This window comes from Klebsiella sp. HC6, assembly GCF_022605325.1.
GTDB lineage: Bacteria > Pseudomonadota > Gammaproteobacteria > Enterobacterales > Enterobacteriaceae > Klebsiella > Klebsiella terrigena.
Genome location: NZ_CP093276.1, coordinates 2,444,955 through 2,460,710, shown reverse-complemented (window position 1 = coordinate 2,460,710; position 15,756 = coordinate 2,444,955). Strand labels below are relative to the sequence as shown.

General features: G+C 59.6%; 8 protein-coding genes and 1 pseudogene. 2 read left to right on the top strand and 7 right to left on the bottom strand.

Going from position 1 to position 15,756, the window contains the following annotated elements:
* Positions 1–13 precede the first annotated feature (13 nt).
* The 5 genes from narI to MMW58_RS11905 form a co-directional block, all read right to left on the bottom strand.
* Positions 14–691 carry a respiratory nitrate reductase subunit gamma gene (narI, locus tag MMW58_RS11925; protein ID WP_133598257.1) on the bottom strand — a complete coding sequence of 226 codons (678 nt, stop codon included), beginning with the start codon at positions 689–691 and terminating at the stop codon, positions 14–16.
* Positions 691–1,401: a nitrate reductase molybdenum cofactor assembly chaperone gene (gene narJ / locus MMW58_RS11920; RefSeq protein WP_076947661.1), complete on the bottom strand. Its 711-nt coding sequence runs from the start codon at positions 1,399–1,401 to the stop codon at positions 691–693. Before narJ ends, narI begins: the two co-directional genes overlap by 1 nt.
* Entirely contained in the window at positions 1,398–2,936 is a 1,539-nt protein-coding gene (gene narH, locus MMW58_RS11915) for a nitrate reductase subunit beta (protein ID WP_133598260.1), read from the bottom strand. The genes narJ and narH overlap by 4 nt, the downstream gene beginning before the upstream one ends.
* Positions 2,933–6,676 (bottom strand): nitrate reductase subunit alpha, encoded by a 3,744-nt coding sequence (locus MMW58_RS11910; RefSeq protein WP_133598262.1) that lies wholly within the window; start codon positions 6,674–6,676, stop codon positions 2,933–2,935. The genes narH and MMW58_RS11910 overlap by 4 nt, the downstream gene beginning before the upstream one ends.
* Positions 6,677–7,068: 392 nt before the next feature.
* Positions 7,069–8,460, bottom strand: coding sequence for a NarK family nitrate/nitrite MFS transporter (locus MMW58_RS11905; protein WP_133598264.1), 1,392 nt, complete (start codon positions 8,458–8,460; stop codon positions 7,069–7,071).
* Between the two features lie 311 nt (positions 8,461–8,771).
* On the opposite strand from MMW58_RS11905, the gene narX reads away from it, so the two are divergent.
* Together narX and narL are read left to right on the top strand one after the other, a co-directional pair.
* The gene (gene narX, locus MMW58_RS11900; protein ID WP_133598266.1) at positions 8,772–10,550 is read left to right on the top strand and encodes a nitrate/nitrite two-component system sensor histidine kinase NarX; all 1,779 of its coding nucleotides are present in this window, start codon (positions 8,772–8,774) and stop codon (positions 10,548–10,550) included.
* Between the two features lie 9 nt (positions 10,551–10,559).
* Complete coding sequence (narL, locus tag MMW58_RS11895) at positions 10,560–11,210, top strand: two-component system response regulator NarL (protein ID WP_041146087.1); 651 nt, start codon at positions 10,560–10,562, stop codon at positions 11,208–11,210.
* Here narL and MMW58_RS11890 read toward each other — a convergent pair.
* Both MMW58_RS11890 and nirB read right to left on the bottom strand, forming a co-directional pair.
* On the bottom strand, positions 11,207–12,583 hold the full coding sequence (locus MMW58_RS11890; protein WP_241723451.1) for a YchO/YchP family invasin: 1,377 nt from the start codon (positions 12,581–12,583) through the stop codon (positions 11,207–11,209). The genes narL and MMW58_RS11890 overlap by 4 nt on opposite strands.
* A 192-nt stretch (positions 12,584–12,775) precedes the next feature.
* Positions 12,776–15,745, bottom strand: a pseudogene (gene nirB, locus MMW58_RS11885) (nitrite reductase large subunit NirB); the annotation flags it as partial.
* Positions 15,746–15,756 lie beyond the last annotated feature (11 nt).

Sequence of the window (15,756 nt, the reverse complement as noted above, 5' to 3'; positions counted from 1 at the left end):
ACCGATAGCTGAACTAGCGACGAGCGCGAACAATCTGATATTTGCGCGTCAGGTACTCTACCGGCGCGCTCCAGATATGCACCAGGCGAGAGAACGGGAACAGCAGGAACATCGTCATCCCCAGCACCAGGTGCAGGCGGAATATAAACGCCACCCCGTCCAGATACTGTGACGCTCCGCCGTGGAAGGTCACCACCGACTGCGCCCAACCTACCAGCTTAAGCATTTCACTACCGTCCATATGCTGCGCCGAGAACGGGATCGTCAGCAGGCCCAGCGCGCACTGAACGAGCAGCAGCGAGAGGATCAGGATATCCGCGGTAGTGGTGGTTGCGCGCACGCGCGGGCTGAACAGGCGACGCTTGAGCAGCAGCACGCCGCCGACCAGACACATCACGCCACTGGCACCGCCGGCAATCATCGCCATCTTCTGCTTCACGTCCATCGGCAGGAAGGACTCATACATCCAGTGCGGGGTCAGCATTCCGAGGAAGTGGCCGGCGAAGATACCGAGGATCCCGATATGGAACAGGTTAGACGCCAGGTTCATCCCTTTGCGGTCCAGCATCTGGCTGGACGAGGCCCGCCAGGTGTACTGACCATAGTCGTAGCGCAGCCAGCTGCCGATCAGAAATACCGAACCGGCAATGTATGGGTAGATGTCAAAGAAGAACATATTCAGGAAGTGCATTATTGCGGTCCTCCGTTAGAGATATCCAAGTATTGCGGGGCCACGGCCCCGGCAAAACGACGCTGGTGAGCGGCAATTTCTGACTCGCCGCAGCCTTTATCGGCAAAGAATTTCACCTGTTCTTCTTCCCATACCGCGTCCAGCGCCTGCGGCGTATCGTCGCGGGCTTCGTCGGCTATTTTTTCTGCAACCTTCTGGCTATCAACCCGGGTATCCGCCAGCTTCAGCAGCAGTTCGAACAGCGCCGCGTAGCGGCTTTCGCGCTGCTGCAGGCGAGCGCTTAGCAGACCCAGAATCGGCGCCACGTCCTTCAGCCCGGCGATAGCTTCATCTTCCGGCAGCTGCGCCAGATACTCCAGGTACAGCGGCAGATGGTCAGGAAGCTCATTGCTGTCGAGCTCCAGGCCATGACGCTCGTATTGCGCCATCAGATCGACCATCGCCTGACCACGATCGCGGGACTCGCCGTGAACATGTTCGAACAGCAGCAGCGACGTCGCCCGTCCGCGGTCAAACAGCTCGCTGTAATCCGCCTGAGCGTCGAGCAGGTCCCGGGCGGTCAGGTAGCGCAGGAAGTCGCCCAGCTTGCGGGCATCCTCCGCGACTAATTTTTCCGATGACGCCAGCGCCTCCAGCATCTCCTGCTGGTGCTGCCACAGGGCAGCGTCAGGATACTCAAGCAGGCGCGACACGATCACGAGTTCAATCATGGGTGCGGCTCCGTTTTGCTGGTCACGTCGATAGTGTCGATGCGGCGGCTATTGAACAGATTGAACTGGCTGTCCGAACCGTGGCAGCCGTCGCCGAAGGTGAAGCCGCAGCCGCTTTTTTCCGGGAAGGCGTCGCGCGCCTGCTCGCGGTGGCTGCTGGGTACCACGAAACGGTCTTCGTAGTTGGCAATCGCCAGGTAGCGATACATCTCCTGCGCCTGGGCTTCGCTCAGACCCACTTCTTCCAGCGCGCGGGTATCCACTACGCCATCAACGCTTTCAGCGCGTTTAAAGTGGCGCATCGCCAGCATGCGCTTCAGCGCCAGCAGCACCGGCTGGGTATCGCCTGCGGTCAGCAGGTTTGCCAGGTACTGAACCGGAATACGCAGGCTTTCCACGTCCGGCAGAATACCGTTGCTCCCCAGCTCGCCGGCGTCCGCCGCGGACTGAATCGGTGACAGAGGCGGCACGTACCAGACCATCGGCAGCGTGCGGTATTCCGGATGCAGCGGCAGCGCCAGCTTCCAGTCCATCGCCATCTTGTAGACCGGCGACTTCTGGGCAGCGTCGATAACCCCCTGCGGTACGCCGTCCTTCAGCGCCTGCTCGATGACTTTAGGGTCATGCGGATCGAGGAACACGTCCAGCTGACGCTGATAGAGATCTTTCTCGTTTTCGGTGCTCGCTGCGGTTTCAATCGCGTCTGCGTCATACAGCAGCACGCCAAGGTAGCGGATACGGCCGACGCAGGTTTCTGAACACACGGTCGGCTGGCCCGCTTCGATGCGCGGGTAGCAGAAGATGCATTTCTCAGACTTACCGCTCTTCCAGTTGAAGTAGATCTTCTTGTACGGGCAGCCGGTGATACACATACGCCAGCCGCGGCACTTGTCCTGGTCGATCAGTACGATGCCGTCTTCCTCACGCTTGTAGATAGCGCCGCTCGGACAGGTCGCCACGCACGCCGGGTTGAGACAGTGCTCACACAGGCGCGGCAGATACATCATGAAGGTGTTTTCGAACTGGCCGTACATCGCCTTCTGCATGTTCTCGAAGTTCTTATCTTTCGATAGCTTCTCGAACTCACCGCCCAGATCGTCTTCCCAGTTCGGTCCCTTGACGATCTTATCCATGCGCTGGCCGGTGATCAGCGAGCGCGGACGCGCGATCGGCTGCGCTTTGCTGTCGGCCGGCGCGTTATGCAGCGTCTGGTAGTCAAAATCAAACGGCTCGTAGTAGTCGTCGATACCCGGCAGATGCGGGTTAGCGAAGATTTTACCCAGCAGCATCGCGCGGTTACCCATACGCGGCTGCAGCTTGCCGTTGATCTTACGAACCCAACCGCCCTTCCATTTTTCCTGGTTTTCCCAGTCGGTCGGGAAACCGAGGCCCGGCTTGGTTTCAACGTTGTTGAACCATGCGTACTCGGTCCCTTCACGGCTGGTCCAGACGTTTTTACAGGTGACTGAGCAGGTATGACAGCCGATGCATTTATCGAGATTCAGCACCATGCCGACTTGTGAACGAATTTTCATTTTACGCTCTCCTGTACCTGGTCATTGCCTTCGCCATCCAGCCAGTTAATATTTTTCATCTTACGTACAACCACAAACTCATCGCGGTTCGAGCCGACGGTGCCATAGTAGTTAAAGCCGTATGCCAGGTGCGCATAGCCGCCGATCATATGCGTCGGTTTTGGCGTAATGCGGGTCACCGAGTTATGGATCCCACCGCGCTGGCCGGTAATTTCAGAACCCGGCAGGTTCACAATACGTTCCTGCGCGTGGTACATCATGGTCATCCCGGCCGGCACGCGCTGGCTCACTACCGCACGCGCGGTCAGGGCGCCGTTATTGTTGAAGACTTCAATCCAGTCGTTATCTTCAATGCCCATCTCTTTGGCATCCGCTTCGCTCATCCACACGATGGGACCACCGCGACCGAGGGTCAGCATCAGCAGGTTGTCGCTGTAGGTCGAGTGAATACCCCACTTCTGGTGCGGCGTCAGGAAGTTCAGCGCCTTCTCAGGGTTACCGTTTGATTTCTTACCCATCACCGCTTTCACCGAGCGGGTATCGATCGGTGGACGGTACACCAGCAGGCTTTCACCGAAATCACGCATCCACTGGTGGTCCTGATAGAGGGACTGACGACCAGAAAGCGTACGCCACGGGATCAGCTCATGAACGTTGGTGTAGCCGGCGTTATAGGAGACGTGCTCATCTTCCAGTCCTGACCAGGTCGGGCTGGAGATAATCTTGCGCGGCTGGGCCTGAATATCGCGGAAGCGAATTTTCTCGTCTTCTTTATTCAGCGCCAGATGCGTGTGGTCACGGCCGGTAAACTCGCTCAGCGCCGCCCAGGCTTTCACCGCCACCTGACCGTTGGTTTCCGGGGCCAGGGTGAGGATCATCTCAGCCGCGTCAATCGCCGTATCCAGCATCGGCTGGCCTTTCGCCGGGCCTTCCGCCTTGGTGTAGTTGAGCTTACGCAGCAGATCCATTTCGCTCTGGGTGTTCCAGGCAATGCCTTTACCGCCGTTACCGATTTTGTCCATCAATGGCCCGATGGAGGTAAAGCGCTCATAGGTTGCCGGGTAGTCGCGTTCAACCGGAATAATGTGCGGCGCAGTTTTCCCTGGGATCAGGTCGCATTCGCCTTTTTTCCAGTCCTTCACGTCGAGCGGCTGCGCCAGTTCGGCGGCCGAATCGTGCTGGATGGGCAGCGTCACCACGTCGGTCTCTTTTCCGAGGTGGCCCACGCAGACTTCGGAGAATTTCTTCGCGATGCCCTTGTAGATTTCCCAGTCGCTTTTCGATTCCCAGGCCGGGTCGACGGCGGCAGAGAGCGGGTGAATAAACGGATGCATATCCGAAGTATTCATGTCGTCTTTTTCGTACCAGGTTGCGGTCGGCAGCACGATATCGGAATACAAACAGGTGCTCGACAGGCGGAAGTCCAGCGTCACCACCAGGTCCAGCTTGCCGTCGAGGCCGTTGTCCTGCCATTCCACTTCTTCCGGCTTCACGCCGCCCTGCTTGCCGAGGTCCATCCCCTGAATGCCGTGCTCGGTACCCAGCAGGTACTTCAGCATATATTCATGACCTTTACCGGAAGAGCCCAGCAGGTTAGAACGCCAGATGAACAGGTTGCGCGGGTGGTTTTTACCGTTTTCCGGCTGCTCCGCTGCAAAGCGGATAGTGCCTTCTTTCAGCGCCTTCACGGTGTAGTCAACCGGCGTCATACCGGCTTTCTTCGCCTCTTCCGCAATGCGCAGCGGGTTAGTCCCAAGCTGCGGTGCGGACGGCAGCCAGCCCATACGTTCGGCGCGCACGTTGAAGTCCAGCAGATGGCCGGTGTAGCGCGATTTATCCGCCAGCGGAGAGAGCAGCTCCTGCGCGGTGACCGACTCGTAGCGCCACTGGCTGGAGTGGTTATAGAAATAGGAAGTGCTGTTCATATGACGCGCCGGACGCTGCCAGTCGAGGGCAAACGCCAGCGGCTGCCAGCCGGTCTGCGGACGCAGCTTTTCCTGGCCCACATAGTGCGCCCAGCCGCCGCCGCTCTGGCCGACGCAGCCGCAGAACACCAGCATGTTAATCAGACCGCGATAGTTCATATCGAGGTGATACCAGTGGTTCAGACCGGCCCCGACGATAATCATCGAGCGGCCGTGCGTCTTATCGGCGTTATCGGCGAACTCACGGGCGGTGCGAATGATGTTGGCCCGAGCAACGCCGGTGATTTTTTCAGCCCACGCCGGCGTATACGCCTTAACCTCATCGTAGCTTTTAGCGCAGTTTTCATCGTCCAGACCGCGCTCCAGGCCGTAGTTAGCCATGGTCAGGTCATAAACGGTGGTCACCAGAGCGGTGCTCCCATCCGCCAGCTGCAGGCGTTTTACCGGCAGCTTATGCAGCAGGATGTTCTCCAGCTCAACGCTGGTGAAGTGTTCGGTGCCTTCGCCGCCAAAGTACGGGAAGCCCACCTGGGCGATCTCATCCTGACTGCCCAGCAGGCTCAGCTGCAGTTCAGTTTCATCACCGGACGTGCCGTCGCGCTGCTCGAGGTTCCATTTGCCTTTTTCACCCCAGCGGAAGCCGATTGAGCCGTTCGGCGCAACCATGTTGCCGTCGGCGTTGATCGCCACGGTTTTCCATTCCGGGTTGTTTTCCTGGCCCAGCGAATCGATAAGGTCGGCGGCACGCAGCATACGGCCCGCCGCGTAGTAGCCGTCGCGCTCTTCGAGCATCACCAGCAGCGGCATGTCGGTGTAGCGGCGGACGTAGTCGGTAAAGTACTGGCTCGGTTTGTCGAGATGGAACTCGCGCAGCATAACGTGGCCCATCGCCAGCGCCAGCGCCGCATCGGTACCCTGCTTCGGTGCCAGCCACAGATCGCACAGCTTGGCGATTTCGGCGTAGTCAGGGGTGATAGCAACGGTTTTGGTGCCTTTGTAGCGGACTTCGGTAAAGAAGTGCGCATCCGGGGTACGGGTCTGCGGAACGTTTGAACCCCAGGCGATAATGTAGTTCGAGTTATACCAGTCGGCGGATTCGGGTACGTCGGTCTGCTCGCCCCAGGTCTGCGGAGAAGCCGGCGGAAGGTCACAGTACCAGTCGTAGAAGCTCAGACAGGTACCGCCGATCAGCGACAGGTAGCGCGCGCCGGAAGCGTAGGAAACCATCGACATCGCCGGGATCGGCGAGAAGCCCGCCACGCGGTCAGGGCCGTAGGTTTTGACGGTATAAACGTTGGACGCGGCAATCAGCTCGTTTACTTCCTGCCAGGAGGAGCGTACGAAGCCGCCACGACCGCGGGCCTGCTTAAAGCTTTTCGCTTTATCAGCATCTTCAATAATCGAAGCCCATGCCGCAACCGGGTCGCTGTGCTGAACCTTAGCCTCACGCCACATTTTCATCAGGCGCTTACGCATCAGCGGATATTTCAGGCGGTTGGCGCTGTAGAGGTACCAGGAGTAGCTGGCGCCGCGCGGGCAGCCGCGCGGTTCATGATTGGGCAGGTCCGGGCGGGTACGCGGATAGTCCGTCTGCTGGGTTTCCCAGGTGACGAGGCCATTTTTGACATAAATTTTCCAGCTGCATGAGCCGGTGCAGTTCACACCGTGAGTGGAACGCACGATTTTGTCATGCTGCCAACGCTGGCGGTATCCATCCTCCCAGTCCCGGTTGGTGTGTAGAAGCTGGCCGTGCCCATCGGCAAAGGTCTCGCCCTTCTGTTTGAAGTAGCGAAACCGGTCCAGGAATTTACTCATGGGTTTCTCCTGTTTGGAGCCTGACGGCTCTCTGATAAATCGACATTGCTGGATTTGCAGCGAAGGTAACGCTATGAAAGAGGGAGAGAATTGATAACGATCAATACGAAATGCCTTATAAACATCGGTAAAACAGGGAGTTACCACCTTAGTGGTATCTTTTTCTATTTTTTATCTATCTGTTTTTTAATGATTTTCATAGAAAAGTACGCCATTTGAAGCACGAACAATATCTATATAGGTATTAAGGGGTAGAGCGCAGGGCCGGGGATTATTTTGCTGAATTTATGCGTCCGGTCGGGGCGCCGCCGCGCGGCAGCATGATGTAACTATTTGCAGGGTAAAAAAAAGGCGCAAATCAGGTTGCGCCTTATGCCGGTAAACCTCGTCGCTTAGGACTTCTGCTTACGTCCGTAAACCAGCCAGGTAATGACTACGCAGGCGATATAGAACACGAGGAAGACCTTCATCGCCCCCGCCGGAGAACCGGTCAGGTCCAGAGAGATACCGAACGCCTTCGGAATGAAGAAGCCGCCAATCGCGCCGATCGCTGAGATAAAGCCCAGCGCCGCCGCCGTATCGGTCGCCGCTTCACGCATCGCCTGCGCTTCGCTACCGCCCTGCGCCTTCACCCGATCGGTGGTCATTTTACGGAAAATAACCGAAATCATCTGGAAGGTAGACGCGCTACCCAGCCCGGCGGTCAGGAACAGCACCATGAACACGCCGAAGAACGCGATAAAGTTACCGCCTTCACCGTGCGTTGGCAGCGTCAGGAACAGCAGGCCGCAGAAGATGGCCATCACCACGAAGTTAACCAGCGTCACGCGGGTCCCGCCCAGACGGTCGGAGATAGCCCCGCCGGTAGAGCGCGCCAGGGCGCCAATAAACGGCCCGAAGAAGGCGTAGTGCAGGATCTGCACGTCCGGGAACTGCGTTTTGGACAGCATTGCAAAACCGGCGGAGAAGCCGATAAACGAGCCAAAGGTTGCCAGATACAACAGCGCCATGATCCACAGATGCGCACGCTTGAGCACCGGCAGCTGCTCCCTGAGCGAAGCTTTCGATGCCGACAGGTCGTTCATAAAGAACCATGCCGCCAGAGTCAGGACGACAAGGAACGGAACCCAAATCCAGGCCGCGTTTTCGAGATACAGAATTGAGCCATCCGGCTGCTCGGTGCCGGTCCCGCCGAAGACGGCGAAAATAGACAGAGAAACCACCAGCGGCGCAACGAGCTGCATGACGCTGACGCCCATGTTGCCAAGACCGCCGTTAATACCCAGCGCACCGCCCTGCTTCTGTTTCGGGAAGAAGAAGCTGATGTTCGCCATGCTGGAAGCAAAGTTTGCCCCGGCAAAACCGCACAGCAGGGAGATGATAACGAAGACGCTGAACGGCGTAGAGGTATCCTGCACCGCGAAGCCCAGCCAGACGCAAGGCACGATCATGATCCCGGTACTGAATGCCGTCCAACGGCGGCCGCCGAACAGCGGCACCATGAACGCGTAAGGCACGCGCAGCAGCGCGCCAGACAGCGCCGGCAGCGCGGTCAGCATAAATAACTGATCGGTAGTAAACTGAAAGCCAACCTTATTCAGGTTAACGGCCACGGCACTGAACAGCATCCAAACGCAAAACGCCAGCAAAAGACACGGCACGGAGATCCACAGGTTGCGGCTGGCGACGCGGTGACCACGCTGCTGCCAAAACTCAGGATCTTCCGGACGCCAGTCGGTGATGACTGAAGTGGTAGTCTTCTCCGGGAGGGAAGATTGACTCATATATACCTCTGATTATTCATATATCCCGCAGATACATTAGGGATTACAGGCGGCAGTAAGTTGATATAAATCAAAGGAAAAGTTGTCACCAATTTGCTTAAAAAAAAATCATCACTCGAAGGGAGTAGTTATTTTCGCTTAAAAAAGTGTGGTTTTTCACGAGGCTGCCCGCTTTCACCGATCCCCTCCTGGCGGACTACCTACCACCGACAATTAAGGGGTAATCCTTTATAGGTATGGGTATACTCCATCGGATATCCGAGAATAGGTCCCACTCCCGGATGGTTTGCCGGTCAGGAGCCACGCATTCTATGTTAAAACGTCTTTTTACCCCGCTCACGCTGGTGAATCAACTGGCGCTGATTGTCCTGCTTTCGACGGCCATTGGCGTCACGGGGATCGGCATCTCCGCGCGGCTGGTGCACGGCGTCCAGGGCAGCGCGCATGCGATTAATAAAGCGGGTTCGCTGAGAATGCAGAGCTATCGCCTGCTGGCCGCGGTGCCGCTCAACGAGAGCGACGACAGGCTTATCGACGAGATGACCGCCACCGTATTTAGCGAAGAGCTGCAGAACGCCGCCCTGCGGGACGGCCAGCAAAACCAGCTTAAAGCGCTGCAGCACTACTGGCAGCAGGAGCTGGCGCCGGGGATGCGGCACGCGCAGAATCAGGCGACCGTCGCCACCGACGTCGCCAGCTTTGTCGACCGCATAGACCATCTGGTCACCGCCTTTGACCATACGACCGAACAGCGCATCAGGCACGTAGTCTGGATCCAGCGGATCCTTGGCTGCGGCATGGCGCTGCTGTTTCTGTTCACCATCGTCTGGCTGCGGGCTCGGCTGCTGCGTCCGTGGAAGCAGCTGCTGGAGATGGCCCGTGCGATAAGCCATCGCGACTTTACCCAGCGCGTGCGCATCAGCGGACGTGATGAAATGGCCACCCTCGGGATGGCGCTGAACAATATGTCGGAAGAGCTGGCGGAGAGCTATTCCGTACTCGAGCGGCGGGTGCAGGAAAAAACCGCCGGTCTGGAGCAGAAAAACGAAATCCTCGCTTTTTTGTGGCAGGCCAACCGCCGACTGCACTCCAGCGCCCCGCTCTGCGAGCGGATCTCGCCGGTGCTTAATGGCCTACAGGGGCTGACGCTGCTGCGCGATATTGAAGTCAGGGTCTATGACCTCGAAGATGAAGACAACCATCAGGAATTCGCCTGTCATTCAGATTTACACTGCGATGATAAAGGCTGTTATTTATGTCCGCGCGATCTGCCGCCGCTGCCCGACGGCGGGGCAACGCTGAAGTGGCGGCTCTCTGATGCCCATAACCAGTACGGCATTCTGCTGGCCACTCTGCCGGTGGGCCGCCATCTGAGCCACGACCAGCAGCAGCTGGTGGATACCCTGGTCGAACAGCTGACCTCGACCCTGGCGCTGGACAGGCATCAGGAGCATCAGCAGCAGCTGATCGTTATGGAGGAGCGCGCCACTATCGCGCGCGAACTGCACGACTCGATTGCCCAGTCGCTCTCCTGCATGAAGATGCAGGTCAGCTGTCTGCAGATGCAGGGAGAACATTTACCGGAAGAGAGTCGCCAGCTGCTGGGTCAGATCCGTAACGAGCTGAACACCTCCTGGGCGCAGCTTCGCGAGCTGCTGACCACCTTCCGGCTACAGTTAACCGAACCGGGACTGCGTCCGGCGCTGGAAGCCAGCTGCATGGAATACAGCGCCCACTTCGGCTTTACGGTCAGGCTGGACTACCAGCTGCCGCCGCGTTTCGTCCCCTCGCACCAGGCGATCCATGTGCTGCAAATCGCCCGCGAGGCGCTCAGTAATGCGCTGAAGCACGCCAAAGCGACGGAGGTCACCGTAACCGTGTCGCTGCGGGATAATCAGGTCAGGCTGGTGGTCGCGGATAATGGCCGCGGCGTACCAGACCATGCCGAACGGAGTAACCATTACGGTTTAATTATTATGCGGGATCGCGCCCAGAGCTTGCGCGGAGACTGCCAGGTACGCCGTCGCGAGACGGGCGGTACCGAAGTGGTCGTCACTTTTATCCCGGAAAAATCGTTTTCAATCCAATAGGAGAACCCCATGAGTCAACAGGAACGGGCAACCATCCTTCTCATTGACGATCACCCGATGCTGCGCACCGGCGTTAAACAGCTGGTTAGCATGGCATCCGACATTCAGGTGATCGGCGAAGCCAGCAACGGCGAACAAGGTATTGCGCTGGCGGAGTCGCTGGATCCAGACCTGATCCTGCTGGATCTCAACATGCCGGGCATGAACGGCCTGGAAACCCTCGATAAGCTGCGCGAGAAGTCGCTCTCTGGCCGGGTGGTGGTATTCAGCGTCTCCAACCATGAAGAAGACGTGGTCACCGCCTTAAAACGCGGCGCCGACGGCTACCTGCTCAAGGACATGGAGCCGGAAGATCTGCTGAAAGCCCTGCAGCAGGCGGCTGCCGGTGAGATGGTGCTGAGCGAGGCGTTAACGCCGGTGCTGGCGGCCAGCCTGCGCGCCAACCGCGCCACCTCGGACCGCGATATCAGCCAGCTGACCCCGCGCGAGCGCGATATCCTCAAGCTTATCGCCCAGGGCCTGCCGAACAAAATGATCGCGCGCCGTCTGGAGATAACCGAAAGCACCGTGAAAGTACACGTTAAGCATATGCTGAAGAAAATGAAGCTGAAATCGCGCGTCGAAGCCGCGGTTTGGGTACACCAGGAGCGCGTTTTCTAGGGCAGCTCTCGCCAGGATACGCCCTCGGCCGAGAATTTTACCAGCGGCTCGGTCAGCGCCAGTGCGATCTCATTGGATGAGACGCGCTGACCTGTTTTATCTTCAACCACCACCGACAGATGCCACAGGTTGGTCGCGCCGGGTTCACCGCTCCAGGCCGGCAAAATCACGCTCCAGCCGTCAGGGCTATTGGCATCTACCGGCGACGTCAAACTCAGCAGCTGCGTATCCCCTTGCCATTTCAGCGATTTAATCCCATGCAGGCTACGAATCTGCAGCTTAAGCTGTACCGTTTCCCCCGACTGCAGATCCCACGGCGGCGTCGCCAGATAGGCCGACAGCGATTTGCGCTGGCGATACTCGACCACCGGCAAATTATCGCGCTCCGGGCTGTCGTAGCGGCTGCCGCGCAGGGAGCGGCTGATCGCCACCTCGTCGGCCGCCAGCTGCTGCTTTAACGGCACGCCGAAGCGATAGTTTAGGTTCAGCCCGACGTTGTTCTGGCTAATCCCGCTTTCGCCCTGCTTATGCTTTGCCGTCACCGTGACCAGCGGAACCGGGGTATAGTTGAGCCCCACTGAGACCGCCACCGGGTTATGGTAGCCGGTCCCGGAATGGAACAGGTCAACGCTGTCGCCGAAATACTGCTCGACGCTGACGCTGGTATTAATATGCTGATAAAACGGCAGCCGCGCCTGGGCCGTGACGTCGTAGCCGCTTGCCATCCGCTGCTCCTGGGTCAGGCTGTCGCCCTGCTGCCAGCTCCCCACCGGGTGGTAGTAATTAGCCGACAGGCGCACCGACTCTCCCCACGCCTCGGCCCCGATGCTGCCGCGCGCCAGGCGCTCATCCAGCACCTTATCGTAGAAGGAGTTATAGCCCAGCAGCCATGTTCCAACCCGCCAGCGCTGCCCCAGGCCGATATTGCCCACCAGACCGCTATCGCGCTGGGTCACCGAATACTGATTCCAGGTGAGGAAATCGCCATTATCCTGCAGCGGCACGAACCAGCTGCCCTTGCTGCCGGTAAAGCGCCCCTCCTTATCCACCAGAAAATCGACGCTGGCGTTGCCCCACGGCGATAGCCAGCTCTCCAGCTGCTGGCTGACCTCGGAGCCAATCCTGCCGATCGCAAACATCCGCGCCTGCTCGCCGGTTGTAAGGCCATTATCGCTCATGCTGGCTTCGCCGAATTTCTTCGCCATTTCGGCAAAATGCTGCGCATCCTGATCAAGCTGGGGAGCGATGCCGAGATCGGGCAGCGCCGTCTGCTTCTCGCTGAAGGCGTTGCTTCCCTGCAGGGCACGAGCCGGTGCGCCGGCCAGCAGCAGGAGGATGGGGAGAAGTGGCGTAAAGCGGAATAGCAAAGGCATTAAACGGATGACAGAGGCTCGCGAAGGATGGCAACAGAACCTAAGTTTATCGTTTTTTGCCATCGCCCGCAGCCCCCGGGCCAATTTCAGGAATATGCTGAATCTTCCGCCCGGGGATTATTTTCCGTTAACAGCGCGTTCAGTTCCGGGATACGGGAGCCCGGCAGGAGTCGCTCGTTCGGGTCTTCGCCATCAGGACGCCTCCGCGCGCGCCAGCAGAACCTGGTTGCCCACCCACACTTTGCCGTTCTCCACTTTTACCGGCCAGGCGCGTACCGCCTGCTCGCCGCCGTCGCAGGCGCGGCCGTCGCGCAGGCGAATGCGCTGTTTATAGAGCGGGGAGATGACGATCGGCTCTCCTCCGGCGTCGCCGAGGATCCCGCGCGACAGCACGTTGGCGTCGCTACCGGGTTCGAGGTTATCGAGCGCGTAAATCTGCTCGCCAAAGCGGAACAGCGCTATCTGCCGCTCGCCGAGCCGCGCGCCGATCCCGGCCTCGGCGGGGATCGCCTCGAGATCGCAAATCGCCTGCCACGGACGGGCCGAAGGCGCGCCTTCATGCAGCACGGGCGCCGCCACCGGCTGCGGCTGGCCGCGGAGCGGCTGGCGCTGCACCGCATCGTCCGGCTGCTCGCTGTTGACATAGGAGCGGAACAGCGACAGGCGCTGCGGATCGTTAAGGGTGGTTTGCCACTCGCACTGGTAGCTGTCCACTACCCGCGCCATCTCCTGCTCCAGCTCTTCGCCGATCCCGAGGCTGTCCTCGAGGATCACCTCGCGCAGATAGTCGATGCCGCCCTCAAGGTTGTCCAGCCAGGTGCTGGTTCGCTGCAGGCGATCGGCGGTGCGGATATAGAACATCAGCAGGCGGTCGACGGTGCGGATCAGCGTCGCATCGTCGATATCGCTGGCAAACAGGTCCGCATGGCGCGGCTTCATGCCACCGTTGCCGCAAACGTAAAGATTCCAGCCCTTCTCGGTGGCGATCACCCCGATATCTTTGCCCTGCGCTTCGGCACATTCCCGCGTGCAGCCGGAGACCGCCATTTTGATCTTATGCGGCGCGCGCAGGCCCTTGTAGCGATGTTCGAGGGTCACCGCCAGGCCGGTAGAATCCTGCACGCCGTAGCGGCACCAGGTGGAGCCGACGCAGGACTTCACCGTGCGCAAGGATTTGCCGTAGGCGTGGCCGGTTTCAAACCCGGCATCAGCCAGCTCGCGCCAGATAGCCGGCAGCTCTTCCAGACGAGCGCCGAAGAGATCGATCCGCTGGCCGCCGGTAATTTTGCTGTACAGCTGGTAGCGTTTGGCAATCTGCCCGATGGCAATCAGGCCGTCCGGCGTCACCTCGCCGGCCGCCATCCGCGGCACCACCGAATAGGTGCCGTCCTTCTGGATGTTGGCGAAGTAGCGGTCGTTAGTATCCTGCAGCGGCAAATGCGCCGGCTTCAGCAGATATTCGTTCCAGCAGGAGGCCAGCACCGAGGCCACCAGCGGTTTACAGATTTCGCAGCCGTGCCCCTGGCCGTAGCGGGCAATCAGCTGTTCAAAGGTACGAATGTGATTCACGCGCACGAGGTGATAAATCTCCTGCCGTGACCACGGGAAGTGCTCGCAGATATCTTTTTTGACCTCGACGCCCTGGGCGGAGAGCTGATACTCCATCACCTGCTTGACCAGCGCGCTGCAGCCGCCGCAGCCGGTCGCGGCTTTGGTACAGCTTTTGATCGCTGCCATATCACCCGCGCCGCCGCTGACCGCCTGGCAAATATCGCCTTTACTGACGTTATGGCAGGAGCAGATTTGCGCGCTGTCCGGCAGCGCCGCCACGCCGAGCGCCTTCGGCGCGCTGCCCTCAAGGGCCGGCAGGATCAGGCTTTCCGGGCGCGACGGCAGCGCCATGTCGTTGAGCATCATCTGCAGCAGGGTGGAGTAATCGCTGGCGTCACCCACCAGCACGCCGCCAAGCAGCTTTTTGCCATCCTGGCTGACGACGATTTTTTTATAAATCTGCTCCGGTCCGTGGGTCCACTGATAGCTCTGACTACCGGGCGTGCGCCCCTGAGCGTCGCCGAAGGAGGCGACGTCGATGCCCAGCAGCTTGAGCTTGGTGCTCATATCCGCCCCGCCGAAGCGCGCCTCTTCTCCGGCCAGATCCGCCGCCGCCGTTCTCGCCATCTGATAGCCCGGCGCCACCAGGCCGTAAATTTTATTCTCCCACAGGGCGCACTCGCCGATGGCCAGCACGTCCGGGTCGGAGGTGCGGCAGCGATCGTCGATACAGATACCGCCGCGCTCGCCCACCGCCAGCCCGCTGCTGCGCGCCAGCGCGTCCTGCGGGCGGATACCGGCGGAGAACACCACCATATCGGTGCTGAGCGAACCGCCGTCGGCAAAGTTAAGCGCCAGCCCGCTGGCCTCGCGGACGATCTGCTGGGTCGCCTTGCTGGTATGCACTCCGACGCCAATATCGCTAATTTTTTCCCGCAGCATGGCCGCTCCCGGGCCGTCCAGCTGCACCGCCATCAGGTTCGGCGCAAACTCCACCACGTGGGTTTCCAGCCCCAGCTGCTTGAGCGCATTGGCGGCCTCCAGCCCCAGCAGGCCGCCGCCAATCACCACTCCGCGCTTCGCCCCGCTGGCGCAGGCGGCGATCCGGTCAAGATCGTCCAGCGTACGGTAGACGAAGCAGCCGTCAAGATCGTTTCCCGGGACCGGCGGAACGAAGGGGTAAGAGCCGGTGGCCAGCACCAGCTTGTCCCAGTGGGTTTCGTGGCCGTGAGCATCGCGAACTACCCGCGCCTCGCGGTCAATGGCGGCCACCGGCTCGCTGAGGCGCAGCTCAATCCCGTTGTCGGTAAAGAAGTCGCCCTCCACCAGCGACAGCGATTCCGCGCTGCGGCCGGCGAAATATTCCGACAGATGCACCCGGTCATAGGCGGCGTAGCGCTCTTCGCAGAACACCACGATACGATACTGTTGATGCAGGTTACGGCTGACGCATTGCTCAAGAAAGTGGTGACCGACCATGCCGTGTCCGATCAGCACCAAAACAGATTTTGTCATAGTGATTTGTCCTGCAGCACGCGGCTGCATTGAAGAAGGTTGAAAAAGCCATTCTGGCGATCCGCGGGTTTCCGGCCGCGCCGTCAGCGGGGCTGAACGGCTCAAGA

What these genes read in the sequence shown, in the direction of transcription:
- narI (WP_133598257.1), bottom strand. Translation starts at nt 691, where the DNA reads ATGCACTTCCTGAATATGTTCTTCTTTGACATCTACCCATACATTGCC.
- narJ (WP_076947661.1), bottom strand. Translation starts at nt 1,401, where the DNA reads ATGATTGAACTCGTGATCGTGTCGCGCCTGCTTGAGTATCCTGACGCT.
- narH (WP_133598260.1), bottom strand. Translation starts at nt 2,936, where the DNA reads ATGAAAATTCGTTCACAAGTCGGCATGGTGCTGAATCTCGATAAATGC.
- MMW58_RS11910 (WP_133598262.1), bottom strand. Translation starts at nt 6,676, where the DNA reads ATGAGTAAATTCCTGGACCGGTTTCGCTACTTCAAACAGAAGGGCGAG.
- MMW58_RS11905 (WP_133598264.1), bottom strand. Translation starts at nt 8,460, where the DNA reads ATGAGTCAATCTTCCCTCCCGGAGAAGACTACCACTTCAGTCATCACC.
- narX (WP_133598266.1), top strand. Translation starts at nt 8,772, where the DNA reads ATGTTAAAACGTCTTTTTACCCCGCTCACGCTGGTGAATCAACTGGCG.
- narL (WP_041146087.1), top strand. Translation starts at nt 10,560, where the DNA reads ATGAGTCAACAGGAACGGGCAACCATCCTTCTCATTGACGATCACCCG.
- MMW58_RS11890 (WP_241723451.1), bottom strand. Translation starts at nt 12,583, where the DNA reads ATGCCTTTGCTATTCCGCTTTACGCCACTTCTCCCCATCCTCCTGCTG.